At 63.4% G+C, this 26,289-nt stretch carries 27 protein-coding genes and 1 tRNA gene; 15 read left to right on the top strand and 13 right to left on the bottom strand.

Translation table 11 applies throughout. The features are described from left to right. Positions 1 to 29: 29 nt before the first annotated feature. Positions 30 to 1,640 carry a PAS domain-containing methyl-accepting chemotaxis protein gene (locus O9X62_RS03695; RefSeq protein ID WP_269531411.1) on the bottom strand — a complete coding sequence of 537 codons (1,611 nt, stop codon included), beginning with the start codon at positions 1,638 to 1,640 and terminating at the stop codon, positions 30 to 32. A gap of 117 nt (positions 1,641 to 1,757) precedes the next feature. Continuing rightward, entirely contained in the window at positions 1,758 to 3,014 is a 1,257-nt protein-coding gene (locus O9X62_RS03690; RefSeq protein ID WP_269531410.1) for a glutamate-5-semialdehyde dehydrogenase, read from the bottom strand. A gap of 100 nt (positions 3,015 to 3,114) precedes the next feature. On the opposite strand from O9X62_RS03690, the gene O9X62_RS03685 reads away from it, so the two are divergent. Continuing rightward, positions 3,115 to 3,187, top strand: a tRNA-Ala gene (locus O9X62_RS03685). Positions 3,188 to 3,245: 58 nt separating this feature from the next. On the opposite strand, the gene O9X62_RS03680 is transcribed toward O9X62_RS03685, so the two are convergent. Then, positions 3,246 to 3,722 (bottom strand): peptidylprolyl isomerase, encoded by a 477-nt coding sequence (locus O9X62_RS03680; protein ID WP_269531409.1) that lies wholly within the window; start codon positions 3,720 to 3,722, stop codon positions 3,246 to 3,248. A 175-nt stretch (positions 3,723 to 3,897) separates the two neighbouring features. On the opposite strand from O9X62_RS03680, the gene O9X62_RS03675 reads away from it, so the two are divergent. After that, complete coding sequence (locus tag O9X62_RS03675; RefSeq protein WP_269531408.1) at positions 3,898 to 4,332, top strand: nuclear transport factor 2 family protein; 435 nt, start codon at positions 3,898 to 3,900, stop codon at positions 4,330 to 4,332. A 22-nt stretch (positions 4,333 to 4,354) separates the two neighbouring features. Here O9X62_RS03675 and O9X62_RS03670 read toward each other — a convergent pair whose 3' ends face one another. Together O9X62_RS03670 and O9X62_RS03665 are read right to left on the bottom strand one after the other, a co-directional pair. After that, positions 4,355 to 5,740, bottom strand: coding sequence for a heavy metal sensor histidine kinase (locus tag O9X62_RS03670; RefSeq protein ID WP_269531848.1), 1,386 nt, complete (start codon positions 5,738 to 5,740; stop codon positions 4,355 to 4,357). Beyond that, the gene (locus tag O9X62_RS03665; protein ID WP_269531847.1) at positions 5,740 to 6,411 is read right to left on the bottom strand and encodes a heavy metal response regulator transcription factor; all 672 of its coding nucleotides are present in this window, start codon (positions 6,409 to 6,411) and stop codon (positions 5,740 to 5,742) included. Before O9X62_RS03665 ends, O9X62_RS03670 begins: the two co-directional genes overlap by 1 nt. Before the next feature lie 139 nt (positions 6,412 to 6,550). Here O9X62_RS03665 and O9X62_RS03660 point away from each other — a divergent pair, with 139 nt between their 5' ends. From O9X62_RS03660 to O9X62_RS03640, 5 genes are read left to right on the top strand one after another with little or no spacing between them, the layout of a single operon-like run. Then, positions 6,551 to 6,877 (top strand): hypothetical protein, encoded by a 327-nt coding sequence (locus tag O9X62_RS03660; protein ID WP_269531407.1) that lies wholly within the window; start codon positions 6,551 to 6,553, stop codon positions 6,875 to 6,877. Further along, positions 6,874 to 8,289 (top strand): TolC family protein, encoded by a 1,416-nt coding sequence (locus O9X62_RS03655; RefSeq protein ID WP_269531406.1) that lies wholly within the window; start codon positions 6,874 to 6,876, stop codon positions 8,287 to 8,289. The genes O9X62_RS03660 and O9X62_RS03655 overlap by 4 nt, the downstream gene beginning before the upstream one ends. Before the next feature lie 18 nt (positions 8,290 to 8,307). Next, positions 8,308 to 9,678 carry a multicopper oxidase family protein gene (locus tag O9X62_RS03650; protein WP_269531405.1) on the top strand — a complete coding sequence of 457 codons (1,371 nt, stop codon included), beginning with the start codon at positions 8,308 to 8,310 and terminating at the stop codon, positions 9,676 to 9,678. Positions 9,679 to 9,731: 53 nt separating this feature from the next. Next, the gene (locus O9X62_RS03645) at positions 9,732 to 10,229 is read left to right on the top strand and encodes a cupredoxin family protein (protein WP_269531404.1); all 498 of its coding nucleotides are present in this window, start codon (positions 9,732 to 9,734) and stop codon (positions 10,227 to 10,229) included. Positions 10,230 to 10,256: 27 nt separating this feature from the next. Further along, entirely contained in the window at positions 10,257 to 10,577 is a 321-nt protein-coding gene (locus tag O9X62_RS03640; protein WP_269531403.1) for a copper-binding protein, read from the top strand. Between the two features lie 11 nt (positions 10,578 to 10,588). Here O9X62_RS03640 and O9X62_RS03635 read toward each other — a convergent pair whose 3' ends face one another. Then, on the bottom strand, positions 10,589 to 11,830 hold the full coding sequence (locus O9X62_RS03635; protein ID WP_269531402.1) for a TIGR03862 family flavoprotein: 1,242 nt from the start codon (positions 11,828 to 11,830) through the stop codon (positions 10,589 to 10,591). 264 nt (positions 11,831 to 12,094) lie between these two features. Here O9X62_RS03635 and O9X62_RS03630 point away from each other — a divergent pair, with 264 nt between their 5' ends. Further along, positions 12,095 to 12,394 (top strand): hypothetical protein, encoded by a 300-nt coding sequence (locus O9X62_RS03630; RefSeq protein WP_269531401.1) that lies wholly within the window; start codon positions 12,095 to 12,097, stop codon positions 12,392 to 12,394. Positions 12,395 to 12,414: 20 nt separating this feature from the next. Here the strand turns inward: O9X62_RS03630 and O9X62_RS03625 are convergent, their stop codons facing one another. After that, positions 12,415 to 12,657, bottom strand: coding sequence for a hypothetical protein (locus tag O9X62_RS03625; RefSeq protein ID WP_269531400.1), 243 nt, complete (start codon positions 12,655 to 12,657; stop codon positions 12,415 to 12,417). Between the two features lie 411 nt (positions 12,658 to 13,068). Between O9X62_RS03625 and O9X62_RS03620 the strand changes: the two genes are divergently transcribed. The 7 genes from O9X62_RS03620 (at position 13,069) to speD (ending at position 19,287) form a co-directional block, all read left to right on the top strand. After that, positions 13,069 to 14,973 carry a DUF4178 domain-containing protein gene (locus O9X62_RS03620; protein WP_269531399.1) on the top strand — a complete coding sequence of 635 codons (1,905 nt, stop codon included), beginning with the start codon at positions 13,069 to 13,071 and terminating at the stop codon, positions 14,971 to 14,973. Next, a complete protein-coding gene (locus O9X62_RS03615; protein ID WP_269531398.1) occupies positions 14,973 to 15,119 on the top strand; it encodes a hypothetical protein in 147 nt (48 codons plus the stop codon). The genes O9X62_RS03620 and O9X62_RS03615 overlap by 1 nt, the downstream gene beginning before the upstream one ends. Positions 15,120 to 15,176: 57 nt before the next feature. After that, on the top strand, positions 15,177 to 15,389 hold the full coding sequence (locus tag O9X62_RS03610) for a DUF350 domain-containing protein (protein ID WP_269531397.1): 213 nt from the start codon (positions 15,177 to 15,179) through the stop codon (positions 15,387 to 15,389). 7 nt (positions 15,390 to 15,396) lie between these two features. Next, positions 15,397 to 15,756, top strand: coding sequence for a hypothetical protein (locus O9X62_RS03605; protein ID WP_269531396.1), 360 nt, complete (start codon positions 15,397 to 15,399; stop codon positions 15,754 to 15,756). A 62-nt stretch (positions 15,757 to 15,818) separates the two neighbouring features. Further along, positions 15,819 to 17,318 carry a polyamine aminopropyltransferase gene (locus O9X62_RS03600; protein ID WP_269531395.1) on the top strand — a complete coding sequence of 500 codons (1,500 nt, stop codon included), beginning with the start codon at positions 15,819 to 15,821 and terminating at the stop codon, positions 17,316 to 17,318. After that, positions 17,315 to 18,916, top strand: a complete 1,602-nt coding sequence (locus O9X62_RS03595; protein ID WP_269531394.1) for an NAD(P)-binding protein — start codon at positions 17,315 to 17,317, stop codon at positions 18,914 to 18,916. Before O9X62_RS03600 ends, O9X62_RS03595 begins: the two co-directional genes overlap by 4 nt. Further along, positions 18,913 to 19,287, top strand: coding sequence for an adenosylmethionine decarboxylase (gene speD, locus O9X62_RS03590; protein WP_269531393.1), 375 nt, complete (start codon positions 18,913 to 18,915; stop codon positions 19,285 to 19,287). The genes O9X62_RS03595 and speD overlap by 4 nt, the downstream gene beginning before the upstream one ends. Before the next feature lie 75 nt (positions 19,288 to 19,362). On the opposite strand, the gene O9X62_RS15990 is transcribed toward speD, so the two are convergent. The 6 genes from O9X62_RS15990 to def are packed head-to-tail and all read right to left on the bottom strand — an operon-like array spanning position 19,363 to position 26,129. Further along, complete coding sequence (locus O9X62_RS15990; RefSeq protein ID WP_308446420.1) at positions 19,363 to 20,637, bottom strand: sigma-54 dependent transcriptional regulator; 1,275 nt, start codon at positions 20,635 to 20,637, stop codon at positions 19,363 to 19,365. Beyond that, positions 20,630 to 22,825, bottom strand: coding sequence for an ATP-binding protein (locus O9X62_RS03575; RefSeq protein WP_269531846.1), 2,196 nt, complete (start codon positions 22,823 to 22,825; stop codon positions 20,630 to 20,632). Before O9X62_RS03575 ends, O9X62_RS15990 begins: the two co-directional genes overlap by 8 nt. Before the next feature lie 5 nt (positions 22,826 to 22,830). Next, the gene (locus O9X62_RS03570) at positions 22,831 to 23,373 is read right to left on the bottom strand and encodes a DUF4390 domain-containing protein (RefSeq protein WP_269531392.1); all 543 of its coding nucleotides are present in this window, start codon (positions 23,371 to 23,373) and stop codon (positions 22,831 to 22,833) included. A gap of 10 nt (positions 23,374 to 23,383) precedes the next feature. Further along, positions 23,384 to 24,697 (bottom strand): 16S rRNA (cytosine(967)-C(5))-methyltransferase RsmB, encoded by a 1,314-nt coding sequence (rsmB, locus tag O9X62_RS03565; RefSeq protein WP_308446419.1) that lies wholly within the window; start codon positions 24,695 to 24,697, stop codon positions 23,384 to 23,386. Next, positions 24,649 to 25,575 carry a methionyl-tRNA formyltransferase gene (gene fmt, locus O9X62_RS03560; protein WP_269531390.1) on the bottom strand — a complete coding sequence of 309 codons (927 nt, stop codon included), beginning with the start codon at positions 25,573 to 25,575 and terminating at the stop codon, positions 24,649 to 24,651. The genes rsmB and fmt overlap by 49 nt, the downstream gene beginning before the upstream one ends. A gap of 50 nt (positions 25,576 to 25,625) precedes the next feature. Further along, a complete protein-coding gene (gene def / locus O9X62_RS03555; protein WP_269531389.1) occupies positions 25,626 to 26,129 on the bottom strand; it encodes a peptide deformylase in 504 nt (167 codons plus the stop codon). Positions 26,130 to 26,289: the final 160 nt, after the last annotated feature.

Raw genomic sequence — 26,289 nt, 5'->3', positions numbered from 1 at the left:
GTTTGCCTAAGGGCCAATGATGGGTGCAATCACAGCGACTTCTGGTAATGCGCCACCAGCGCCTTGAGCGCCCTTGCCGTGCCGGCCAGTTGCTCGGCAGACTGGGCCACGTCCTGCGCTTCGCGGTTATTAGAGTCAATGGTGCTGGCCATGCGCTCGATGGCATTGGCCACTTCTTCCGCGGCGGCGGATTGCTGGCGCAGGGTATCGGCAATCTGGCCGGTCATCCGCACGGTGGCATCGGAGGCCTCGGCGATCTGCCCCAGATTCTGGTTGCTGGCATGGATGGATTCGGTGCCGCGGTGCACTTCATCGACCGCATCCTGCATGGTCGACAGGGTGGCCTGGGTGACCAGCTGGATATTCGTGACATTGGTACTGATATCGGCGGTGGATTGCGCGGTGCGTTCAGCCAGCTTGCGGACCTCGTCGGCCACCACGGCAAAGCCGCGTCCGGATTCGCCAGCACGGGCGGCCTCAATGGCGGCATTAAGGGCCAGCAGGTTGGTCTGGTCGGCAATCTCCTTGATCATGCCCGTCATGCTGCCGATACGGGCGACGGCCTGATTCAGGTCGTCCAGAGTGGCTCGCGCTTCACCGACAACCTCGACAATGCGTTCCGTGGAAGCCAGGCTGGTCTGCATATTGGCCTGCCCCTCCCGCACGATACTCTTGGCCTGATTGGCGCTGTGGGCGGTTTCCTGGGTGGCGCGGCTGATCTCGGTGACCGAAACACTCATCTGCTCGGTCGCTGCGCTCACCTGCATGGCCTGCTCGCTCTGTTTGCCGGTTTGCTGTGCCAGGGCCTCGGCTGAGTGATCCAGGTGATGCGATTGGGCGGTGATCTTCTCCGACGAGGTCAGCACGTCGGCGATCACCGCGCGCAGGTTGACGCCCAGCGATTGCACCGAGCGGATCTGCGGGGCAAATTCGTCGGTGACGCTGGCGTTGAGATTGAAGCGGAAATTGCCTTCTTCGATGTGCTGGATACCACGTGCAATCTTGCTCAGGCCGGCATCGGCGCGGCTGACCCACCAGCCACCGCCCACCAGCGCGGCGGCCGCACCCAGCAGGGCGAGCCCCCAGACGACTGCACCACTGCCGCCCATGCTGGCGGCCAGTGCGGTAAGCAGATTGAACGCAGCCAGGACTACAAAGGCCATCCAGGCCCGCTGCGCGAACGACAGCTTCTGCATGACCCCATCGGCCGGGGTGTAAGGGAAGGCAGCACGCTTCTCACGAACGGCCCGGTAAAGCGCCTCGGCCTTGGCAACCTCACCGCGATCCGGCACATTGCGGACCGACATGTAACCCGTAGTGCGGCCACCCTCGCGCACCGGCGTGACATAGGCTTCCACCCAGTAAAAGTCGCCATTCTTGCAGCGATTCTTTACCAGCCCGCGCCATGGGTGATCCGTTTTTACCGTGGCCCACAGGTCGGCAAATGCTTCGGGGGGCATATCGGGGTGGCGCACCACATTGTGCGACTTGCCGATCAGCTCTTCGTGGCTGAAGCCGCTGATCTCCACAAACGCGGGGTTCGCGTAGGTGATGATGCCCTTGAGATCGGTACGGGTAACAATGGGCTCGCCGGGTTTGACGAAGCGTTCGGTCTGGGTAACGGGCTGATTGATCTTCATGGCAGTATGCAGAGCACCTTGAACTGAGGCCGGATGGCAGACAGTCCTGTTTATAGTACGGTGCTCGCCCCGCGTCCGCTAGCAGCCTTGATCCGGTGAAAATATATTGTGGATCGATCAGGTGCGGATATGGCCATCACCCAGCACCACCCACTTCTGGCTGGTCAATCCGTCCAGCCCCACCGGGCCGCGCGCATGGATCTTGTCGGTGGAAATGCCGATCTCGGCACCGAGGCCGTATTCGAAGCCGTCGGCAAAGCGCGTCGAGGCGTTCACCATCACGCTGGCCGAATCCACCTCGCGCAGGAAGCGTCGCGCCTTGGTGTAGTTTTCGGTGACGATCGCGTCGGTATGGTGGCTGCCGTAGTCGTTGATATGGTCGATGGCGGCGTCGAGGTCTTCGACCACCTTGATCGACAGGATGGGCGCCAGGTACTCGGTGCGCCAGTCTTCCTCGGTGGCCGCAATCGCATCGGGCACGATATCGCGCGTGCGCGGGCAGCCGCGCAGCTCCACACCCTTGCTGCGGTAAATCTCTGCCAGCGGCGGCAGGATCAGCTCGGCCACATTGTCGTTGACCAGCAGCGTTTCCATCGTGTTGCAGGGTGCGTAACGCTGGGTCTTGGCGTTATCGGCGACGCGGATGGCCTTGTCGGGATCGGCTTCGTCGTCGATGTACACATGGCAAATGCCGTCGAGATGCTTGATGACCGGCACGCGCGCCTCGCGGCTGATGCGTTCGATCAGGCCTTTGCCACCGCGCGGGACGATCACGTCCACGTATTCGGTCATGGTGATCAGCGTGCCCACGGCGGCGCGGTCGGTGGTTTCCACCACCTGCACAGCGGTTTCGGGCAGGCCGGCCGTACGCAGGCCTTCACGCACGCAGGCCGCAATCGCCTGATTGCAGCGGGCGGCTTCGGAGCCGCCACGCAGGATCGCGGCATTGCCGGATTTGAGGCACAGGCCGGCGGCATCGGCCGTCACATTGGGGCGGGCTTCGTAGATGATGCCGATGACACCCAGCGGCACGCGCATCTTGCCCACCTGGATCCCGCTGGGGCGGTAGGCAAAGTCACTCATTTCGCCCACGGGATCGGGCAGGGTGGCAATCTGGCGCAGACCAGCGGCCATGGCGGTGACGCCCTTGGCGGTCAGCGTCAGGCGGTCGATCAGTGCGGCGTCGAGGCCATTGGCCTGCGCCGTGGCCACATCGGCAGCGTTGGCAGCCAGCAGCAATGCCGCGTCGCGATCAATCGCGTCGGCAATCGCGTTCAGCGCGGCATTCTTGGCATTGGTATCGGCTTTGGCCATCGCACGCGATGCCGCGCGTGCGGCTCGTCCAAGACCGAGTGTGTAGGCGGCGACATCCATGTTCTACGGCTTCCGGCAGATAAAAGTTGCCTTGATTCTGCCAGATTCGGCCCCCTCTTGCCGGTGCCAAACGGCGATATTAATATCGCTTCGCGTCATCGGGCCGATAGCTCAGCTGGGAGAGCGCCGCGTTCGCAATGCGGAGGTCGGGAGTTCGATCCTCCTTCGGTCCACAGCGCTCATCAAGGGATTGCCGCGGCAATCCCTTTTTCATGGTGTCGGCGTCGCCGCTCAGTGCTGGTGACCGTGCTCGCCGTGTACATGCTGGTGGGCGATTTCCTCTGCGGTGGCGGCACGCACCGAGAGCACCTTGATGGTGAAGCGCAGGGGCTTGCCGCACAGGGGGTGGTTGCCATCCAGCAAGACCTGTTGCCCCTTGATCTTGGTGACAAAGAAATACCGCGGCTGGCCATCCGGACCCATGCGCTGGATCTGGCCGCCGACCTTGATGCCGGGCGGAAAATCGGCCTTGGGCATGGTGGTCACCAAGGCTTCGTCGCGTTCACCGAAGGCCTCGTCGGCGGTGAGCGTCAGGGTTGTCTGAAAGCCCGCCTCCTGACCGTCGAGCGCAGCTTCGAGCTTTTCAAACAGGTTGTCATAGCCGCCGTGGAGGTAGGCGGTGGGATGCTTGCCGTCATCGTAGAGGTTACCTTGGTTGTCGGTGACCCTCATGCTGATGGTGACGGCGGTGTCTTGGGCGATTTTCATGGGGAGCGGCTCGCTTTCCGGCAGCGGCAATGAGTGGAATAGGCGCGCATTTTGAACGCGCTATCGCAGGATCGCCAGCGACAAGGTGTATGCCTGGTCAGAATCACCGGCATGGGGGGATGTGCCAGAATGCAGATTCACACTGACTTTGCCACCTAACCCTGCGGGAGATTGCATGAACCGACTCAAGCTTACCTTGGCGCTGATGGCGCTGTTGCCCACGCCAGCGCTGGCCGAGACAACCCCGGCGCAGGCGCTGAGCACTTTCCTGGATGGCATCAGCAAGGCCGATCGCACCACCGTGAGCCGGGTGCTGGCGGCGGATGTACAGATCTATGAATCCGGTTATGTGGAGCGCTCGCGAGACGAGTATCTGTCCCATCATTTTGCGGCGGACGCGCAGTTTGCCAAGTCGGTCAAAACCAGCGTGCTCAAGCGCAACGAGATGCGCGCGGGTGATACGGCCATCATCTGGTCGGAAACCCTCACCGAGGGCACCTACAAGGGCAAGCCGGTGAAACTGTTCGGCACTGAAACCGTGGTGTTGAAGCAGGCAGGTGCCGAGTGGCAGATCATTCATCTGCACTGGTCGTCGCGCAAACCCGGCTGAGGCCCTGCCGCAGCTGCGGTGATCATGCCGCGAAATGCAGGGTGAAGCGGATGTCTTCCCCGGCTAGCTGCACAGCTACGCTGCCTTGATGCAGGCGCATGATCGAATCGACGATAGCCAAGCCCAGCCCCACGCCGTCGGTGTCACGCCGACAGGCCTCCGCACCGCGGGCGAAGCGGGCGAACAGATGGGTCAGCTCGCTGTGCTGCAGCTGTTCGACCCGGTTGCTGATCGTGAATGAGGGCGGCTCGCCCGGGGGAGTCGCCAGTGCCACGGCGATGCCCGTGCCGGCAGGCGCGTAGCGCACGGCGTTGGAGAGCAGGTTGGTCAGGACGCGGCGCAGCATCAATCGGTCGCCCAGCACCGTCAGTTCGCCGGTCACCGTGATCTGCTGCTGGCGCTCGGACGCCGCCAACTCGAAGTATTCCACCACGCTGTCGATTTCCTGCCGCAGATTGACCGGGTGCGGTGCCACGCTGAGCAGGCCACGATCGGCGCGGGCAAGGAACAGCATGTCGGTGACCATGCGTTGCAGCCGCTCCAGTTCTTCGAGATTGGAGTGCAGGGCATCGACATAGCCCTCCGCCTCCCGAGGGCGGCTCAGCGTGACCTGCGTCTGCACCATCAGGTTATTGAGCGGGGTGCGCAGCTCGTGGGCGATGTCGGCGGAAAATTGTTCGAGACTGCGGAAACTGTCGTGCAGCCGGGTCAGCATGCCGTTGAGGCTGGCGACCAGGCCACGCACCTCGGTGGGGGCCTGAGCGATATCCAGCGGTGCCCCAAGCCGGGCCGCGGTGAGTTGGCCGGCCTGCGTGGCCAGCAGCCCCAGCGGCAGCAAGCTGCGGCGTGCCACGCCATAGGCGAGCGCAGCGCTCAGCAGGGTACCAAGCAGGCCGACCAGCATCGCCACATTGCGGTGCTGTCTTAGCAGCTGCTGGGACACCGACACATCCACTGCAACCAGCACATCGATGTCCGCCGGAGCGGGGCTTTGCCATTGGTGATGAACGCGCCGCAGCCACCAGCGCTGCCCGTCGAGATTCAGTACCTTGATCTGGTCGGCGGGCAGGTCGCCGATCCGGCCCGTGGCATTGGCCACCTCGGCGGCGGGGCGAAGCAGCCAGATGTTGCCTGTGCGGATACCGATACTCAGGTGCGGATGGCCCACGCCGATCTCGGCAAACTGGTCGGCATGGCTGGCCAGCTGGTCGGCCCGCGGGATGCCATTCAGGATGTGCTGGACCACCTCGGTCTTGCCGTTGATTTCGGCCAGATCCCGCGCCTCCACCTCCATCACCAGTGCGTGGTAAAGGGTGTAGCCCACGCCCAGCATGATGAGCGCGGAGCCCAGCGAGAACAGCGCGACCAGCCGGAAGGCAAGGCTGCCGGTATCACACCGCCAGCGCATCACGGCCGCTGCTCCAGCACATAGCCGAAACCGCGGACCGTATGGATCAGGGGTGTATCGAAGGGTTCGTCGATCTTGGTGCGCAGACGACGGATGGCGACCTCGACCACATTGGTGTCGCTATCGAAATTCATGTCCCAGACCTGCTCGGCAATCACCGTGCGTGAGAGCACTTCCCCCTGCCGGCGCAGGAATAGCAACAGCAGGGCGTATTCCTTGGCGGTCAGGTCGATGCGCCGGCCGGCGCGCTCAACCCGCCGCCGCAGCAAATGCACCTGCAGATCGCCCAGTGACAGGGTGTCGCGCTCCTGTGGTTTGCCACGCCGCAGCAGCACATGGATACGTGCGAGCAACTCCGAGAAGGCAAAGGGCTTGACCAGATAATCATCGGCCCCCAGCTCCAGGCCGCGAACGCGGTCTTCCACCCGGTCCCGTGCGGTCAGGAACAGCACCGGCATGGTGTGGGATGCGCGGATGCGCTGGATCACCGACCAGCCATCAAGGCCGGGCAGTCCGACATCCAGAATCACCAGATCGTAGGCCACCACACCGACTTGGTGGACCACATCGAGGCCATTGCGCAGCCAATCCACCACCAGTCCGTTCTCGCTGAGCCCCTTGACCAGATATTCACCGGCGTGGACCTCATCCTCAGCCAGCAGTATGCGCATCATTCCCTCCTTGATAGCCGGGCATGCTAAGACGGATAGACGGGAAAATCACTTTCCTGACAATTTTGTCATCCTGCTGTCAGCTTTCTGTTGGCGCTGCCTGCATAGAGTTGACCAAATCAACCATGGAGCCAGGTGCATGTCGCGTACCGCAATGCTGACCCTGATCGCGCTGACCCTCACCCCGCCCGCGCTGGCGGCGGCTACTTCCGATACGGCACCGGCCAGTGCGGCGGATGCCGTGAGCTATCGCTCGGTGTTTGAGACTTACCAACCCTGGATGGCAGAGATGCCCGCGCAGCGCTGGCGTGCCCACAATGAACAGGTCGGCAAGCTGGGCGGCCATGCCGGGCACCTCCCGCCCAAGGCCAGTGCCCCCAAGGCGCAGGAGGGCACGGCACATCATCACCACCATCACGGCAAGATGATGTCCGCGCCTGCGCAGCCGGCAGGAGACAAGCCATGATGCCTCTACATTTCAAGCGGCTGGGGCTGGCGGGGGCGCTGCTGATGGTGCTGGCTGCTTGCGCATCCAGCAATCCCGCGGGATCGATCGATGCGGTCAGCCAGCTGACCCAGGCGCAAACCGGGATGCCACTACGGCTGGTCAGCGATGCCGAGGGCCAGGCGGCGCGGCAGGCGGCCGTGCGCGAGCTGCTCGCCAAGCCGGTGGACGCGGCAGCGGCGGTGAAACTGGCCATGCTCAATAATCGCAGTGTCCAGATCAGCCTGGCCGGGCTGGGCGTGGCGCAGGCCGAGCTGGCACAGGCTGGCCGGATTGAAAACCCGACCTTCTCTTTTGCACGCGTCCGCAGTGGTGATGAAGTCGAGTATGAGCGCGCCTTCAAGATCGATTTGCTCGGTGTGCTGTTCATTCCCTGGCGGCAGGGCATGGCGAGCCAGCAGCTGGATCGCGCCAAGCTGCAGGCAGCCAGCGACATCACCCGGCTTGCGCTCGATACCCGCAAGGCTTGGGTCAATGCCGTGGCCACCAGGCAGTCCGAGCAGTATCTGGCCGATGTCAACGAGGCGGCGGAGGCCAGCGCCATGCTGGCCAAGCGCATGCTGGAGGCCGGCAATTTCAGTCGCTTGGCTTACACCCGCGAGCAGGCGTATTACGCCGATGCCAGTGCGCAACTGGCGCGCGCCCGTCAGGCCAGCGTGGTGGCGCGTGAGGCGCTGACACGGCTGCTGGGTCTGTCGGGTCAGGAAGCTGCCGCGCTGGTCTTGCCCGAGCGCCTGCCCGATTTGCCGGTGGCACCCAAGCCCTTTGCAGGTTCGGTCCAGGCAGCCGTATCGCTACGGCATGATCTGCAGATGGCCCGGTTTGAACTCGATGCCCTCGCGCGATCGCTGGGACTGAGCCGCGCCACACGGCTGGTCAACGCGCTGGAGGTGTCTTATCTGCGCAGCGACAGCAACGAGGGGCATCGTGCCCGGGGTTATGAGCTGGAGCTGCAGATTCCGCTGTTCGACTGGGGTGACGCCAAGGTCGCACGGGCCGAGGCGATCTATCTGGGTGCGGTGAACAAGGCCGCCGATATCGGTATCCGGGCCGAGTCAGAGCTGCGTAGCAGCTATCACGGCTATCGCACGCATTACGATCTGGCCCGGCACTACCGCGATCAGGTGGTGCCGCTGCGCAAGGCAATCGCCGAGGAAAATGTACTGCGCTACAACGGCATGCTGATCGGCGTTTTCGAGTTGCTGGCCGATGCCCGTGAGCAGGTGGGCAGCGTGAATGCCTATCTGGCGGCGCTCAAAGCATTCTGGGAGGCCGATGCCGACCTGGAGATGGCCATCACGGCAGGCAGTCCGCCGGCCGCCGGCAGCATGGAACTGGCTGCATCGCCCACCCCGGCCGCTGCCGGACACTGAGCCAAGAGAGAAAGCCCCATGACGAATCGACGCGATTTCCTGCACGGTGCCGCCGCTGGCTTGCTGGGCGCCGCCACCGTATCGCGGGTTGGCGCAGCCAGCCTGCCAGAGGCTGCCATTCAAACCAGCCCTACCATGCAGCCCCCGCTGCAACCCACGAGCGGTCGCCCCTACAACCCTGTGGTCACGCTCAATGGCTGGACCCTGCCTTGGCGCATGAAGAACGGCTGGAAGGAATTCCATCTGGTGGCCGAGCCGGTAGTGCGCGAAATCGCACCGGGCATGAAGGCCAACCTCTGGGGCTACAACGGCCAGAGCCCTGGTCCGACCATCGAATGCGTGGAAGGGGACAAGGTCCGCATTTTTGTCACCAACAAACTGCCGGAACACACCACCGTGCACTGGCATGGCATCTTGCTACCCAACGGCATGGATGGCGTAGGCGGCCTGAACCAACCACAGATCAAACCGGGCAAGACCTTTGTCTATGAATTCGAAATGACCAAGTCCGGCACTTTCATGTACCACCCGCATGCGGACGAAATGACGCAGATGGCGATGGGCATGATGGGCTTTCTGGTTGTACATCCCAAGAATCCGGCGTTCATGCGGGTGGATCGCGACTATGTTTTCCTGATCAACGCCTACGATATCGACCCCGGCAGCTACACGCCCCGGGTCAATACCATGACCGACTTCAATCTCTGGACCTGGAACAGCCGCGCCTTTCCCGGCATCGATACGCTGGTGGCGCGCACCAATGAGCGGGTACGTATCCGGATTGGCAATCTGACGATGACCAATCACCCCATCCACCTGCATGGTGTGGACTTTGAAGTGACCTGTACGGATGGGGGCTGGGTACCCAAGTCGGCCCGTTGGCCGGAGGTGACCACCGATGTGGCGGTGGGGCAGATGCGGGCCATCGAGTTCGTGGCCAACCGGCCCGGTGACTGGGCATTCCATTGCCACAAGTCGCACCACACCATGAACGCCATGGGGCACGATGTGCCCAACATGATCGGCGTGGACCATCGTGGCATTGTGGAGAAGATCCAGAAACTGGTGCCTGACTATATGGTGATGGGCGAGCGCGGCATGGCCGATATGGGCGAGATGGAAATGCCGCTGCCCGACAATACCCTGCCCATGATGACCGGCATGGGCCAGTTCGGGCCGATCGAGATGGGCGGCATGTTCACCACCTTCAAGGTGCGCGACAACCAAAAAACCGGCGACTACAAGGACCCGGGCCCGTACCAGTACCCCAAAGGCACCGTGGCTTACGAGTGGACCGGCGAACTGGCCGAACCCACCCGTGCTCCGGCACCGGCGGCGGATGAAAAAACCGTGACCGTCATCAAACCCAATGGCCATAGCGGCCATTGAGCACACACCGGGCGTTGTGCTTGGCCCCATAACCCGATTCCCTTGGAGCAACCATGAAAACCCTGCCCGCGATCCTGCTCGCCACGACACTCTTGCACGCACCCGCTTGGGCGCACGGCGACAAGGCGCATGGCCAGACAATGAAGAAGGCCATTTCTGGCGAGCAGCACGAGTTCGGTCGCGAGGGTGACCCCGCCAGGGTCAGCCGCACCGTCCACATCAGCATGACCGATGCGATGCGCTACAGCCCCGACAAGCTGACCGTGAAACAAGGCGAGACCCTGCGGCTTGTCCTCACCAACAAAGGCAAGCTCATGCATGAGCTGGTGCTGGGCTCCGAACCCAAGCTCAGGGAGCACGCCGAAGTCATGAAAAAATTCCCGGATATGGAACATGACGAGCCCTATATGGCGCATGTCCCGCCCGCCAAGCAGCAAGAAATCATCTGGCAGTTCAACCAGCCCGGCGAGTTCCTGTTTGGCTGCCTGCTACCCGGTCACTTCGAAGCCGGCATGGTGGGCCGCATCCGGGTGGTCGCCGCCCAACCCTGATCAACCTGTGCTTTCAAGGAGCTTCCCATGTTCAAACCCGTTCTGATGAGTGCCCTGCTGATCGTAAGCAGCCCTGCCTTTGCCGCCGCCGATGATGCGGCCACGGCCAGTGCCACCACAGCGCAGGCGCTGGCGGAAGGCGAGGTTCGCAAGATCGATCTGGCGCAGCAAAAGATCACCCTCAAACACAGCGACCTGCCCAATCTGGGTATGCCGCCCATGACCATGGTCTTCAAGGTCAAGGACCCCGCCCTGCTGACCCAGGTGAAGGTGGGCGACAAAGTCCGCTTCCATGCCGAGAAGCTGCCCGAGGGCTATACCGTGATGTCGATCCAGGTCGCCCAGTAAGCCCGGTACGCCTAGGGGTGCTGTGCGAGCCAGTCGCGCGCACCCCGGCCGGCGCACAGGCCCGTCGCCAGACAGGCATTGAGCAGGTATCCGCCGGTGGGGGCTTCCCAGTCGAGCATCTCGCCTGCCACAAAGGTACCCGGCAGGCGGGTCAGCATCAGCTGCGCATCCAGATTCTCGAACCCCACCCCACCCGCCGTACTGATGGCCTCGGCGAGCGGGCGCGGCGCGTGCACGGTGATCGGCAGTGCCTTGATCGCACAGGCCAGCGCGGCCGGATCTGCCAGCGTGGCCTTGCTGAGCAACTCATGCAGCAGCGCCACCTTCACGCCCCCAATCCCCAGACGACTTTGCAGATGGCTCGACAAGGAGCGTGATCCGCGCGGATGGCTTACCTCCGCCAATACGCGGTCGGCATCCTTGCCCGGCACCAGATCCAGCGTGAAGGTAGCGCTGCCATGGGCGTTGATCTGCTCACGCAGGCGCTGCGAGAACGCATAGATCAGGCTGCCTTCGACGCCCTCGGCGCTGATAACCATCTCGCCATGACGCCGTTCGGTACGGCCTTGATGATCGGTGAACGCGAGCACCACCGACTTGAGCGGTGCACCAGCGAATTTCTCCCGGAGATGCGCACTCCACGCCCGCTCGAAGCCGCAATTGGCGCTTTGCAACGGTGCAATGGTCACCCCGCGCGCTTGCAGCCAAGGCAGCCAGGCACCATCGGAACCCAGCTTGGGCCAGCTGGCACCACCCAGCGCCAGGACCGTAGCCTGTGGGCGGATGCGGATGTCGCCGTCGGGACTGCTGAGCCGTAATGTCCCGTCCGCATCCCAGCCCAGCCAACGGTGCCGTACATGCAGGCGCACCCCGGCGCTGCGCAGCCGGTGCAGCCAGGCGCGCAGCAGTGGCGCCGCCTTCATCTGGGTAGGAAAGACGCGCCCCGAGCTGCCGACAAAGGTATCGATGCCCAGACCGTGTACCCAGGCACGCAGGGCATCGGGCGGAAACCGGTCCAGCAGCGCCTGCAGCTGTGCTTGCCGATCACCGAAACGACTGCAGAAAGCGGGATAGGGCTCGCTGTGGGTGATGTTGAGCCCACCTATGCCCGCGAGCAGGAACTTCCTGCCCAGCGAGGGCATGGCGTCATAGACATCCACCTGCATGCCTGCCTGACTCAAGACCTCGGCAGCCATCAGGCCAGCCGGACCTCCGCCAATGACGGCAACTTGCACTGCAACGGGATCGGACATGGTGGGTGCGGGCTGGGAGTGGAGCAGGCCGCCATTTTAGGGCCTGTGCCGCTTTTGTGGCGGCGCGGGCCGGCAAAGGTGGTGAAGGTCTGGGCCATGACGGTGCATGCGCCGGCATGGCCGCACCGTGATTGCGCGCGCACCGGGGCCGGGTTTGCCGGCGCGGGTGGATTGATCTGATTGAATCAACGTGCTGGCGCAAATCGCCGGGGTGGCACGACCCGTGCAAGGACACACATCGTTTGCCAATCAAAGGAGTGACCGATGTCCACCTGCACCCGCCATTACGATGCCCACGATGCGGCCCGCATACTGGAAGAGGCCCTGACCCAGCTGCGCCAGCATGTCATCGAGGCGCCTGGTACGGTGCGCGACAGGCTCGCGACCGAACTCATCGATAGTCTCTTGAATGTGCCCGGCTTGCTGGCCGGCGGGGATATCGCCTCGGACTACGCCCAGCAGTGCCTGGACAAGGCGGTGCGCAACTTGCTCGCCCCGCAATGGCATGACAAACCCGCGCAGCGCCCGACCTTTCTACGCCGACCGGTGCTGATGGCGGGGTGACAGCCAGTGCGGCCGGACCCTCAGCGCGGTGCAGCAGGGTCCTGCTGGTCCGCAGGCGGCGTGGCAAACAGGTCCAGCAGCTCGTCGAGCTCCATGCCGCGACTGCTGGCCAGATCCTCAGCCGCATCACGCAGCTCGCGCAAGGCTTTTAGGCGAGCGATCTTCTTTTCGGTGTCGGTTTCACGCGTCACGTTGGAGCGCTGCCAGTCTTCCTTGGGCAGGAACAGGGCTTCAGCGGCGCGGCGGTGTTCGTCTTCTGACATGGATATCCAGGCGGGTCATGCAGGGGGAAACGCGAGTGCGTTGATGCGGGCGGGTGGCCCAGACTGCCGACATTTGATGGCCTCGCTCACCGCCCGGCGAAACAGGACGTTCCGGCCACGGTGACTACCCGGGTGGGCAATGCCACTTCCTCTGGTCAGCAGAGCCCCCTGTGACAGCGACGCGATGGGCTGGCGTCCTGAGCGGGGGCTTCTCATGGTTGTGGTGATAATGTGCGGCCCTCGCGGCGCGAATTCAAGCGCCACGTCAGTATTGTTCGCCCGGCGTGGCGGTATAGCCGCGATTGTGTGCATCCTGTGGTCTTGCCTGCGGGGCTGGCTATGCTCTAGTCTCATCGCAACACGCCGAACCCCCGGTACGGCGACCTGCACAACCTCCTGATTGCCTCCTGCATGCACGCTGCAGCCTGCCCCTCCTGCGGGGCCCAGGTCGAATTCCATTCAGCCGCCTCGGTCATGGCCGTGTGCGGCTTTTGTCGCAGCACGCTGGTGCGCCACGATGCCGATCTGGAAAACCTTGGCACCATGGCCACCCTCGCGGAGGATCGTAGCCCCTTCAGGTTACGATTCCGTGGCCGCTATGGCAGTGTGGGTTTCGAGCTGATCGGCCGCTTGCAGCTCAAGTATGCGCAGGGCTACTGGAATGAATGGTATGCCCGGCTTGATGATGGCCGGCTGGGCTGGGTGTCCGAGGGCTCCGGGCTGTGCTATGTGACTTTTGAGCAGACGCTCAAGACACAGCTGCCGCCGATCACCGAATTCAGCGTCGGCCAGACCGCCAAGTTGGGTGGCAAGCCGTATACGGTGACCAATATCGAAGCCGCCGAATGCGTCGCCATCGAAGGCGAGCTGCCGTTCCGTGCCGCACCGGGTTACGCTGCGCCAGCGGTGGATTTGCGCTCCGATGCCGGCTTTGCCAGCCTTGATTACAGCGAAGACCCGCCCAAGGTCTACATCGGCGAAGCGGTGACGCTGGATACACTGCTGGACCCTGCTGCACCGACCGACACACCCAAGGTCGCCCGCGCCGAGGCACGGGCGTTCAAGTGCAGCAGTTGCGGTGCCCCCCTGTCGGTACGTGGTCCCGATATCCGTGCCGTCGGCTGTGCTCACTGCGGCGCCGTGGTCGACCCCGACGACGCCAATCTCAAGATACTCAGCCGTGTCGTCGAGAAGCTGGCCATACCCAAGCTGCCCGTAGGCAGCCAAGGCAAGTTGCAGGGCCGCGCGTATACGGTGATCGGTTTCATGCGCCGCGCCACCACGGTGGAGGGCATACGCTACAGCTGGGATGAATACCTGCTGCACGCGGCCGATGCCGGTTACGCCTGGCTGACCGAATACAACGGTCACTGGAATTTTGCCAAACCGCTTACCCGCCTGCCCTCGATCAAGCCCGCCACCCAGCCGGTTGCCCGCTTTCTGGACCGCGACTACAAGCATTACCAGCGTAGCCAGGCTGAAGTCACCCAAGTGATCGGTGAGTTCAACTGGCAGGTCAAGGTGGGTGACAAGGCGAGCTGTGACGATTATGTGTCGCCGCCCTACCTGCTCTCGGCCGAGCGCAGCGAGACCGAGCTGAGTTGGTCGCTGGCCGAGTATGTGCCGCATGCGGTCGTCGCGCAGGCATTCCAGCTACCCAAGCCGCTGCCCGAACCGACAGGCGTGGCACCCAATCAGCCCTCGCCACGCGAATCCAGCGCGCCTTACTGGCTGGCTTATCTGGCCATTGCCGCCATTGCCGGTGTCGTGCAGTTCGTGTCCGTGGGCGCGGCGGCCAACAAGACCGTCTGGCAGGGGCGGCTGGACATGCCCATGGGGCAGCCGCAGCACAGCATGACGAGCGAGCCCTTCGTGCTCGAAGGCGGGCACAATCTGGCGATCCGTCAGGAAACCGATGTGGATAATCGCTGGCTGTATACGGAACTGAACCTGATCAATCGCGATACCGGCGAAAGCTTCCGCCTGGGGCGTGAAGTCAGCTTCTACCGTGGCCATGATTCGGATGGCGCGTGGAGCGAGGGTAGCGCCAGTGACGAAGCCTTGCTGGCCGATGTGCCGGCCGGCACCTATCTGCTGGAAATCGACGCCGAAACCGAAGCCCACAAGGCCGGACTCAGCGACCGGATCACGTTGGTGCGCGATGTGCCGATCTGGCGCAATTACTGGCTGTTGCTGGGCTTTCTGCTGCTGTTCCCGTGCTGGGTGTGGCTGCGCGCAGCCAGCTTCGAACAGCAACGCTGGGCCGATAGCGACTACGCGCCCAGCGGCAGCGACGACGATGGAGATGACGACTGATGTTCCGCACTTTCCTGATTCTGGGGGCCTTGGCTACGGCGCTGTTCGGCTATGCGCAGTATCTGGGCAAACCGGCCTTCGGTTCGGCCAACGAGGTGCGCGAAAAAGCCGGTACAGGTGGCGTAGGCCGGCTGTACCACAAATGAGGGCGGGTTCACGCTCACCCTGCCGACTGGCATCCTGACTTTGCACTGGAGACAAGCATGGACCTCCTGAAACTCGATTACATTCTCGCCTCGCTGGTTTACTCGCTGCTGGGTGTGGCGGTGTTCTGGCTCAGCTTCATCATCATCGACAAGATCACCCCGTACGACTTGTGGAAGAACCTGATCGAAGAGCGCAACCAGGCGCTGGCCACCGTGGTCGCTGCCATGTGCCTGGGTGTGGCCATCATTGTGGCTTCGGCCATTCATTGAGCGCGGCATGAACGACGCACTCTATGCCCTGGCGGGCACCGTGGTCGGCTCCGCCGTGGGCGGCCTGATCAGCTACATGCTCAATCGCCAGCAACTGCAACATCAGTTGCAGACCCTGCGCGAGCAGCACAAGACCGAGTTCATGGCCGAGGAGACCGCTCGCCACTTCCTTAGCCACAAGGGCTACACCGATCGCTCCTTCGACACGCTGCGCCAGCATCTGGGCGGCTTCGAGGACAACGAGCTGCGCAAGATCCTGGTCCGTGCCGGCGCAATCCGCGTCTATCGCGAAGACAACACCGAGTGGTGGCGTCTGCTTTCGCGGATGGATGAGTTCATCGACAGCAAGCGGCAGCGCGATAGCTAAGCCGTCTCACCCGCCCTGCGCGGTACTTGCCGCCACCGAGCCTGTCCTTTCCCGGTTTCCCCATGCCCCACGCCTTGCTGTTTTCCGTGTTTGTTGTTGCCGCCTGTGGTCTGGCTTACGAGCTGGTGGCGGCGGCGCTGTCGAGCTATCTGGTCGGCGATTCGGTCACCCAGTTTTCCACCGTCATCGGGGTTTACCTGTTTGCCATGGGTGTGGGCTCGTGGCTATCGCGCTTTGTGCAGCGCGATTTGATCGGCAGCTTTATCCGGATCGAACTGGCGGTGGGGGTGCTGGGCGGCTTTTCGGCCGCCATGCTGTTCTATGCGTTCACCTGGCTCAGCGGGCCCTTCCTGTTCCTGCTGTATCTGCTGGTCTTCGTGATCGGCACGCTGGTGGGCCTGGAGATTCCGCTGGTCATGCGCCTTCTGGAGCGCCGTCTTGAATTCAAGGATCTGGTCTCCAAGGTGCTCAGTGTCGATTACCTGGGCGCGCTGGCCGTGTCGCTGCTATTCCCGCTCTGGCTGGCGCCACAGTTGGGCATGGTGCGCACCGCCTTGCTGTTCGGGGTGCTCAATATCGCGATTGCCCTCTACACCACTCACCTGTTCCGGCATGAACTGCGCGGCCGCACGGCCTTGTGGGCGCAGGGCTTGGTGGCCTTGGCGCTGGTGCTGGCCGGCTTTGCCGGCGCAGAGCGCATTTCGGGCTTTGCCGAGGATGCGCTTTATGAAGACCGCATCATCTTTGCCGAATCCACCCCGTATCAGCGCATTGTAGTGACGCGCTGGCGCAATGATGTGCGCCTGTTCCTCAACGGCAATCTGCAGCTCAGTTCGCGGGACGAGTACCGCTACCACGAAGCACTGGTGCATCCGGGCCTGGCCAGTGTGCCCTGGGCCAAACGGGTGCTGGTGCTGGGCGGCGGCGACGGCTTCGCGGTGCGCGAGGTGCTGCGCTACCCACAAGTCGAATCGGTGACGCTGGTGGAACTGGACCCGGCCATGCCCGAGCTGTTCCGTAACCATCCGGTACTGCGCGAACTCAATGGCAATGCGCTTAGTCATCCCAAAGTCAGGATCATCCGTGGCGATGCTTTCCAGTGGCTGGAGCAGCAGCAGGATGCGTACGACTTCATCGTCGTCGACTTCCCTGACCCCACCAATTACGCCGTCGGCAAGCTCTACACCAACACCTTCTACCGCCTGCTGGAGCGTGCACTCAGCGCACGTGGCCGGCTCGTGATCCAGTCCACCTCGCCCATGTATGCGCGCCAGTCTTACTGGACGGTGGTGAAAACCGTGCAGGCCGTGGGTTTGCAGACCCAGCCTTACCACGCACTCGTACCCAGCTTTGGCGAGTGGGGTTACATCCTTGCCGGTCGTGAGTCCTATATCCCGCCGGCAAGACTGCCGGATGGTCTGCGTTTCCTCACGCCAGCGAGCGTGCCGCCCTTGTTCCAGTTCCCGCCCGATATGGCCGAGCTGCCTGCGGAGGTGAACCGGCTCGATAACCAGTTGCTGGTGCGGCTGTTCGAGCAGGAGTGGAAGCAGGTCGTGCGATGAAGCGACGGGATTTCCTGGCCGCCAGTGCGCTGGGTCTGCTGGGCTGCACGCGCAAGAGCCCGCCCGTGTTGCCACCGGGCGAGCTGCTGGGGCCGTCGCAGCATCTGGGCCACCGCCTGCGTGACGGCGGCGGCTTCCCGGCTGCGAGCGAAACCCGCAAGGTCGATGCGCTCATCGTTGGCGGCGGTATGGCCGGGCTGGCCTGCGGCTGGTGGCTGGCGCGTGCCGGCATGCAGGACTTTGCCCTGCTCGAACTCGAAGCCGAGACCGGCGGCAACGCCCGTGCCGGCCGCAATGCCGTATCGGCCTATCCCTGGGGTGCCCACTACCTGCCCCTGCCCGGACCCGAAGCAACCGAGCTGCGTACCATGCTGGCCGAGTTCGGCGTGCTGCGCGGCGACCCGACGGCGCTGGCGCCCGAATACGACGAGCGCGCACTTTGCTTTGCGCCGCAGGAGCGGCTGTATCTGAACGGCCAATGGCAAGATGGCCTGCTGCCGCAGTTCGGCATCAGCGCCAAGGATAGACAGCAGCAACAGGCATTCATCGCCCGCATGGCCGAGTTGAAGGCAGGCTTGGGGCGAGATGGCCGCCCCGTGTTCGCCGTACCCAGTGCGCGCGGCGCGGCTAGCGAGGCAGCGCAACTCGATCGCCTGAGCATGCACGACTGGCTGCGCCAGCAAGGGTTCGATGCCGATAGCCTGCACTGGTGGGTCAACTACGGCTGCCGTGACGACTACGGCACCGACTACCGCGACACCTCCGCCTGGGCCGGCATCCACTACTTTGCGGGCCGTCGCGGCCAGGCAGCCAATGCCGAATCCGACACCGTGCTGACCTGGCCCGAAGGCAATGCCTGGCTGACTCGCCGCATGGCCGCCCGCGCGTGCCCGGCTGTACAGACCGGCGCGATGGTCTGGCGCATCGAATCCGATGTCCGTGGCGTGACCGCCGATGTCTGGCTGGCTGCCGAGCAACGCAGCGTGCGTTACCGAGCTGAGCGCCTGGTCTGGGCCGCCCCGCTGGGCTTCCTGCCGCATGTCTGGGCCGGCATCCCCGCCGCTTGGCAAGCGGGTGCTCGCCAGCTCAGCTATGCCCCCTGGCTGGTGGCCAACATCACGCTGGCCGACCAGCCCGAACACCGCGGTGGTGCGCCGCTGAGCTGGGACAATGTGCTATACGACGCGCAGGGTCTGGGCTATGTGCTGGCCAATCAGCAGTCGCTGGCGCTGCATCAGCGAGAAGCGGTGCTGACCTACTACCGACCACTCAGCGAGCTGGCGCCGGCAGCTGCCCGCCGTGCCTTGCGGGACGCACCGCGTGAACACTGGGTGCAAGGCGTACTGGCCGAACTGTCGCGCGCGCACCCCGATCTGCCCAGACTGGTCAAGCAAGTCGACATCTGGCGCTGGGGTCATGCGATGGCGCGGCCGCTACCGGGTTTGCTGGGCGGCCATCTGGACCGCTTGCGCGAACCCGCCGGCCGCGTGATGCTGGCGCATAGCGACCTCAGCGGCTTTTCGCTGGCCGAGGAAGCCCACTACTGGGGCGTGCGGGCCGCACGCTGGCTGCTGGGCAAAGACTGGAAGACTGCATGAACGGGCTGCACCTGACTGCCGATCTGTACGACTGTGCGGCCACCGCGCTGCTCACCGACCAGCCCGCGCTGGCCGCACTCTGCCGTGGGCAGGTCGCCGCAGTCGGGCTGACGGCCGTGGCCGAATGCTGGCACCCGTTCCCTGCCAGCCCCGCCGGCCCTGGCGGCATGACCGGTGTCGTGCTGCTGGCCGAATCGCATCTGGCCATCCACACTTGGCCTGAACGTGCCGGGGTGACCCTGGATGTGTATGTGTGCAATTTCGGCGCCGACAATTCGGCACGGGCCGAACAGTTGCTGGCCGCCTTGGTGCGTGCATTGTGCCCCGCCCGGCAGCAGATCAGCCGGCTCTATCGCGGCAACCCCGGCTAAGCAGTGGATGACAAGCACAGCAAAAAGCCCGCCGGTTGAGGGCGGGCTTTTTGCTGCTGGCTGTTGCGGCAGAGACTAGCTGCGAGGCCGTTTGATCACCTGCACACCCAGTTGCTTGAGCTTGCGGTACAGGTGCGTGCGTTCCAGCCCCACTTTATCGGCTACGCGGCTCATATTGCCGCCCTCGAGGCCGATATGGTGGTCGAAATAGGCGCGCTCGAATTCATCGCGGGCTTCGCGCAACGGCTGGTCGAAATTGAACTGCGGACCGCTCATGGCCACCATCTGCGCGCGCGGTGGCGAGAACTGGGCCAGCACGCGGCTGACCGGTGCAGCATCGATCTCGGTCTCGGTGGAAGTCAGTGCGAGGCTCTTGGCGATATTGTGCAACTGCTCGTGGTTGCCGGGCCAATCGTGCTGTCGCAGCGCATTGAGGGCCGACGAGGTGAAGCGACGCGGGCCGATCTTGTTCGATTCCACCACGCTGGCGAGGATGTGTTCGGCCAGTTCGGGGATATCGTCGCGGTGCTCGCGCAGCGCCGGCAGCGGCACCACCAGCTGCGACAGATAGGTGAACAGTGCCGGGTCGAAACGGTCGATCAGTTCCGGCAGGCTACGGCTGGTGGCGCAGATCAGGCGGACATTGTGTTTGTCGAGCTTGGGCAACAAGCCCACCAGGGCATTCTGTGCCTTGCGCTCATAGTGGCCGATATCGCGCAGGAACAAGGTGCCATTGGCGGCCTTGGTGACCAGATCGGGGCCGGACTCGACAATCGCATCCTGGCTGTCCGGTGCGATGAACGCGGCGGTGGGCCGGGTCAGGTAGCGCGCACAGGCCACGAAGCCGCTGCCGGGTTCGCCGGTCAGCAGCAGCGGGAACGACAGGCTCTGGGCCTGATCGAGCTGCTTCTTGAGGATCAGGATCAGCGGGCTTTTACCCAGTGCCGCGAGCGAATTCTCGGCCACCTTGGGTTGGACTTCACCGTGCTTGAGTGCCCGCTTGACGGTGGCCAGCAGCTTTTGCAGGCCGATGGGCTTTTCGAGGAAGTCGAAGGCACCGATGCGGGTGGCTTCTACCGCCGTGTCTATCGTCGCATGTCCCGACATCATCACCACCGGCATGGTCAGCTGACCATTGCTGCCCCATTCCTTGAGCAGCGTGACCCCGTCGGTATCAGGCATCCAGATGTCCAGCAGCACCAGCGCCGGTCGGCCCTGATTGCGCAATAGACGCGCTTGGGCCGCATTTTCGGCGACCACCACACGGTAACCTTCGTCTTGAAGGATTTCCGACAGCAATTCGCGGATGCCGATTTCATCATCCACGATCAGGATATCGTTACTACCCACTCGACTTCTCCCCTTGCTCGGTTTCGCCAGCTGGCGACGCCTTGGCCGCAGCCAGGTTGGCTAACGGTAGATCGATCCGCACGCACGCCCCATGTGGATCGAGGTTGTACGCAACAATCTGGCCGTGGTGTTCGTCGATGATTTTCTTCACCACGGCGAGACCCAGACCCGTGCCTTTCTGCTTGGTCGTTGCATAAGGCTCGAAAACCCGTTGCAAAATCGCCTCATCAAAGCCCGGACCGTTGTCTTCTACCGACAATCGTACCGCTTTCTCGCGGATTTCGGTACGCAGGCGTATGCGTCCGAACATGTCCTCGCCGATTGCCTCTTGTGCATTCTTGAGCAGGTTGTGCGCAACCTGACGTAAACGGGTGCGATCTGCCATTACTTCGAGGCTGCCTTCGCCCTTGTGTTCACGCTCTATCGGGGCGTTTTCATAGAGCACCAGTACCTCGTCTAGCAGGCGGCCCACATCCACGAGTTCGAACTGCGCCGAGGGCTGGCGGGCATATTCACGGAATTCGTCGACCATGCGCTTAAGCGCGCCCACTTGGGCCACGATGGTGCTGGTGGAGCGCGCCAGCACTTCACGGTCCGTATCGTCCAGCTTGTCGGCGAGTTTGTGTTCGAGACGTTCTGCAGCGAGCTGGATGGGGGTGAGCGGATTGCGGATTTCATGCGCCAGCCGCTTGGCGACCTCACCCCAGGCGGCATCGCGCTGGACGCGCAGCAGATCGGTCACGTCGTCAAACACCACCACGGCGCCGGTGCTGTTCTCTTCATCCGACAGGCGCAGCCGCGCGCCGTGGACCAGCAGTTGGCGGGTGCCGCCATCGAAGGCGATTTCGAGTTGGCGCTGCCAGTCATCCGGCGTGCTCACGAAGGCGTCGCGCACGCCGCCGGCAAAGCCGGCCAGATGCGGGAAGTCTTCCAGCCATTCATCCAGCTTGAGCACGTCGAGCCGCTTGATGTCGGCGTGCAGGATCTGCGTCGCGCTGAGATTGGCTGCACGCAGGCGCCAGTTGGCATCAAAGGTCAGCACGCCGGCAGTGAGGCTGCCGAGCACGGTTTCGAGATAGGCCTTGGCGGCGGCGGTTTCCTGTTGACGCACTTCTAGCTGCTGGCGCGCATCCGAAAGCTGCCGGGTCATCCGGTTGAAGCTGTGGGTGAGTGTGCCGAGCTCGTCCTGGCTCACGACGGGCTGCACCTGCGAGTAATCGCCTTGCGCCACGGCGCGGGTGCCGGCAGCCAGCACAGTGAGGGGGGCGGCGAGCTTTTCGGAGAGGTAAAGCCCCAGCACCACGGCGGCCAGCAGGGCCATCAGCAGCGCGAGCGTCAGCGTCAGCCCGTAAATGATCTTGAGGCCACCACGTTGCAGGGACAGTGCCTTGTACTGGCTGCGCATGTCCTCGACCTTTTCGAAGTCGTCCGCCAGCTGTTTGGGCACCGGCTGGATCAGCTGCAGGGCACGGGTACCGCCATCAAAGCGGGTGTAATCCTGATAATCCTGATTCACTGGCACGACAACGCGCAGGCTCAAGCCATAGCTGGGCATGACTTCCAGTACGCGGTAGGGAATCTGCGCCGTAACCTGCTTGAGCACCTTGCGCTCGGGTACGAGGGGTACCGGGTTGGCCATTTCGTTGCCATCGTGGGCGATCACCATGCCGCGACCATCAAACAGGCTGGCCTCCTGCACATTGGCGGTTTCGCGCAGGCGGCCCAGATGGCTGCGCGCCTCGGCATTGAATTCGCCCGCCAGCTCGCCTGCCATGACCCGTGCTTTCTGCATCAGGTCATCCAGCGAGCTGTCGAGTGCCTGAGCGCCAAGATTCAGGCCGCTATCCAGGGCGTTATCGACCCGCACATCGAACCAGGTCTCGATCGATTTGGTGAGGAACTGTACCGACAGCGTGTAGACGAGTGCGCCGGGCAGCACGGCCACCAGTGCGAACATCAGCGTCAGACGCCAGGCCAGCCGCGAGCCGAACTGGCGCGCCTTGACCTGCTGGCGCAGCTTGAGCAGCCGAGTGATGACCAGGGCGACCAAACCCGCGGCCATCAGCAGGTTCAGGCCCAGCAGCCAGTCGTAGTAGGCGCCGAACACGGTGGAGTTACCGCTGGCGGTAGCCAGCAGGAACAGCAGGATCGCAGCCAGCGAGCCGATCAGGATCAGCATGTTGCGCATCGCGCTCACTTGCTCTCTCCAAAGAACTCAACCGGGGTAAGGGTGGATTGCAGCTTCCAGTCGGGTTCGCCCAGCATGCTCAATTGCAAAGGTCGTGGTAACTGGCTGGTATCAAGACGCATGCTGATTTCCCCGGCAAAGCGGCTATCGAGCTTGCGCGTCACGGAGCCGCGCTCGGCCACCTGCCAGTCACGGACGACACCCAGGCTGCGTATGGCTTCGCCCAGGGTTTCGTAGCTGCGATACAGGCTGCCCACGCTGACACGGTAGTTGCGGGTCAGCGGATGGTAGGAAAGACGGTATTCGGTGCGCGCGGTGGGATCGAACCAGTCTGCCATGCGACGCCAGGCCCAGTACCAGCGAGGGCGGGTCAGAGTGAATTCGACGACGAAGGTCAGGGGCACGCCGGCGACAAGGGCCGACTCGTGAACCGTATCGAGTTCGACGATGAAGCGGGCATCGATACTGAGCCGACCCTCGTTCTCAATGCCGGCCACTTCTTCGAGCTGGATGCCCCCAGCCAGCGCGGGCAGGCAAAGCCCTACCATCAGCACGAGGCTAAGGCAGAGTCTTGGCAAGCAGCGCGTAATAAAAACCATCGTGGCGGTCGTTGGGCAGCAGTTGGCCGCTTGGGGGCAAGGCATCGGGCAGGGGTTGAAGTCGGGCGTCGGACTGGCGCTGCAGGAAGCCGGCGACCTGTTGCTGGTTTTCTTGCGGAAACACCGAGCAAGTAGCGTAAAGCAGTGTACCACCCGGTTTCAGGCAACCCCACAAGGCATCCAGCATGGTGGCCTGTTGCGTGGCAAATTGCGCGAAATCCTCGGGACGGCGCAGCCACTTGATGTCGGGATGGCGCCGTGCCACGCCGGTGGCCGAGCACGGCACATCGGCGAGGATGCGATCAAACGCCGGCCCATCCCACCAGCTGGCGGGATGGGCCGCATCGGCGGCGCGCAGATTGGCGCGCAAGCCCAGGCGGTCCAGATTGTCCTGCACGCGGGTCAGGCGGCTGGCGTCCACATCCAGTGCGGTCAGGTCGATATCGGCCATCTCCAGCAGGTGGCCGGTCTTGCCACCGGGGGCGCAGCAGGCATCCAGTACGCGCATGCCGTCGCGCACATCAAGCAGCGGCGCAGCCCATTGGGCGCCAAGGTCCTGTACCGAGCACAGGCCCTCAAAGAAGCCGGGCAGGCGATCAACCGGTACGGCCTGTTCCAGGCGGATACCGACGCTGTCTTCAGCCGCGCCGCGGATGCCGGCAGCGTCGAGCTGCGCCAGATAAGCATCACGCGTCAGTTTGCGGGTATTGACGCGCAGGCTCATCGGCGGATGGGTATTGTTGGCGTCCAGTACGTTTTGCCAGTTGGCCGGATAGGCATTGCGCATCGCGGCCTGCCACCACGCCGGGTGGTTCCAGCGTGCGCTTTCGTCGCGGCGCGCTTCTGCCAGCAAGCTGGCCTGCTGGCGCTGGAAGTTGCGCAGCACCGCATTCACGAAGCCCTTGGCGCCGGGGTTGAACTGGATGGCCAGTTTCACGGCGTGATCCACCACTGCATAGGGCGCGGCGCGAGTGTAGGCGAGCTGGCACAGGCCGACCATCAGCAGATCCTGGATGCGCGCATCGTTACTGGGTTTGCTGACCAGTTTGCGCAGCGCGAAGTCGAGTTCGCCACGATGGCGCAAGGCGGTATGGGTGATATCGATGATGGCGGCACGATCGCGCGGATCCATATCGGCATGGCGCTGTCGCTGGGCTTGCAATACCTCGGTGAGGTTGCGGCCATCGCGCACGGCAGCAAGTGCTTCGGCGGCAAGGCGCTGGATCAGGAGCACAGCAGCTCTCCTGCTGCCAGCTTGCTGCCGGCCAGCCATTCGCGGGCGGGCAGGCGTTTGCCGCCCGCACGCTGCAATTCGGTGATGCGCAGCGCGCCCGAACCTGTGGCGACGAGTACGCCGGCCGGGCTGATATCGAGTATCTGGCCGGGTTGGCCACTACCGGCCTCGGCCTGCGCTGACCAGCATTTGATCGTGTCTTCGCCATGGCGGGTGGTGCAACCGGGAAACGGATCGAAAGCACGGATGCGGCGTGCCAGCACGTCGGCGGGCTGCTGCCAGTCGAGTGCCGCTTCATCCTTGCGGATCTTTTCGGCATAGGTCACGCCCTCGGCCGGTTGGGGTGTGGCACCGGCTTGCAGGCGCGGCAAGTCAGCCAGCGCAGCCACGATGGCCTGCGCACCGGCCTCGGCGAGTTTGTCGTGCAGGCTGCGGCTGGTGTCGGTGGCGCTGATCGCCACCGGGTGCAGCGACAGCATCGCGCCGGTATCGAGGCCGGCATCCATCTGCATGATGGTAATGCCGGTCTCGCTATCGCCGGTCTCGATGGCGCGCTGGATCGGTGCGGCACCGCGCCAGCGGGGCAGCAGGGAGCCGTGAATATTCAGGCAGCCCTGGCGCGGCAAATCGAGCACCGCTTGCGGCAGGATGATGCCGTAGGCCGCTACCACCATCACATCGGCATCCAGCGCGCGCAGCGGCGCCTGCTGTTCGTCGGTGCGCAACTTCTCGGGCTGATACACGGGCAAGCCATGTTCCAGTGCCACTTGCTTGACCGGCGAGGCCAGCAGCTTCATGCCGCGGCCGGCCGGCCGATCCGGCTGGCTCAGCACCATCACGATTTCATGGCCGGCGGCAATCAGCGCCTTGAGTGCGGTAGCCGCAAATTCCGGCGTGCCGGCAAAAATCAGTTTCATGGGTCAGCGTGTTCTTGTGGAGGGGCGAAGGGCGGCGAGCGAAACGCGACTTACAGCGTTTTGCGCTGGTTTTTCTTGAGCTTGTTGAGGATGCGGCTCAGTTTGAGTTGTGACAGTTTTTCCACAAATACCTTGCCGTCGAGATGGTCGATTTCGTGCTGGATACAGATCGCCAGCAGGCCATCGGCATTCAGACGGAATGATTCGCCATTGCGATCCAGCGCCTCCACTACCACGCGCTCGGCTCGTTCCACTTCCTCATATATTCCCGGCACCGACAAACAACCCTCTTCAAACCGGGTTTTGCCATCGGCTTCGATGATGCGGGGATTAATCAGGGCAATCAGGCCGGATTTATCTTCGCTGACATCAATCACGATGATGCGCTGATGCACATCGACCTGCGTCGCAGCCAGGCCGATGCCTGGCGCGGCGTACATGGTCTCCGCCATATCGTCGAGTAATTGGCGGATGCGCTCATCCACTTTTTCAACCGGTTTTGCCACCGTATGCAGGCGAGCATCCGGGTAATGGAGGATATTCAGAATGGCCATATTTTCTTGCTAGCCTATATATTTAGATGCAGAATCTGAGTAACTGGTTTAAATGCTTTTGGCATGAAATGGCGCCAAAAGATCCGTGGTATTCATTTCAAACCCGCTAACATGACAAGCGGGTCTGAAAGTAAAAAACAACATGAAGCAAACATAGGAA

Origin of the sequence: Chitinimonas sp. BJYL2 (assembly GCF_027257935.1) — a bacterium.
GTDB lineage: Bacteria > Pseudomonadota > Gammaproteobacteria > Burkholderiales > Chitinimonadaceae > Chitinimonas.
This window is presented reverse-complemented; position numbering and strand designations above follow the sequence as displayed.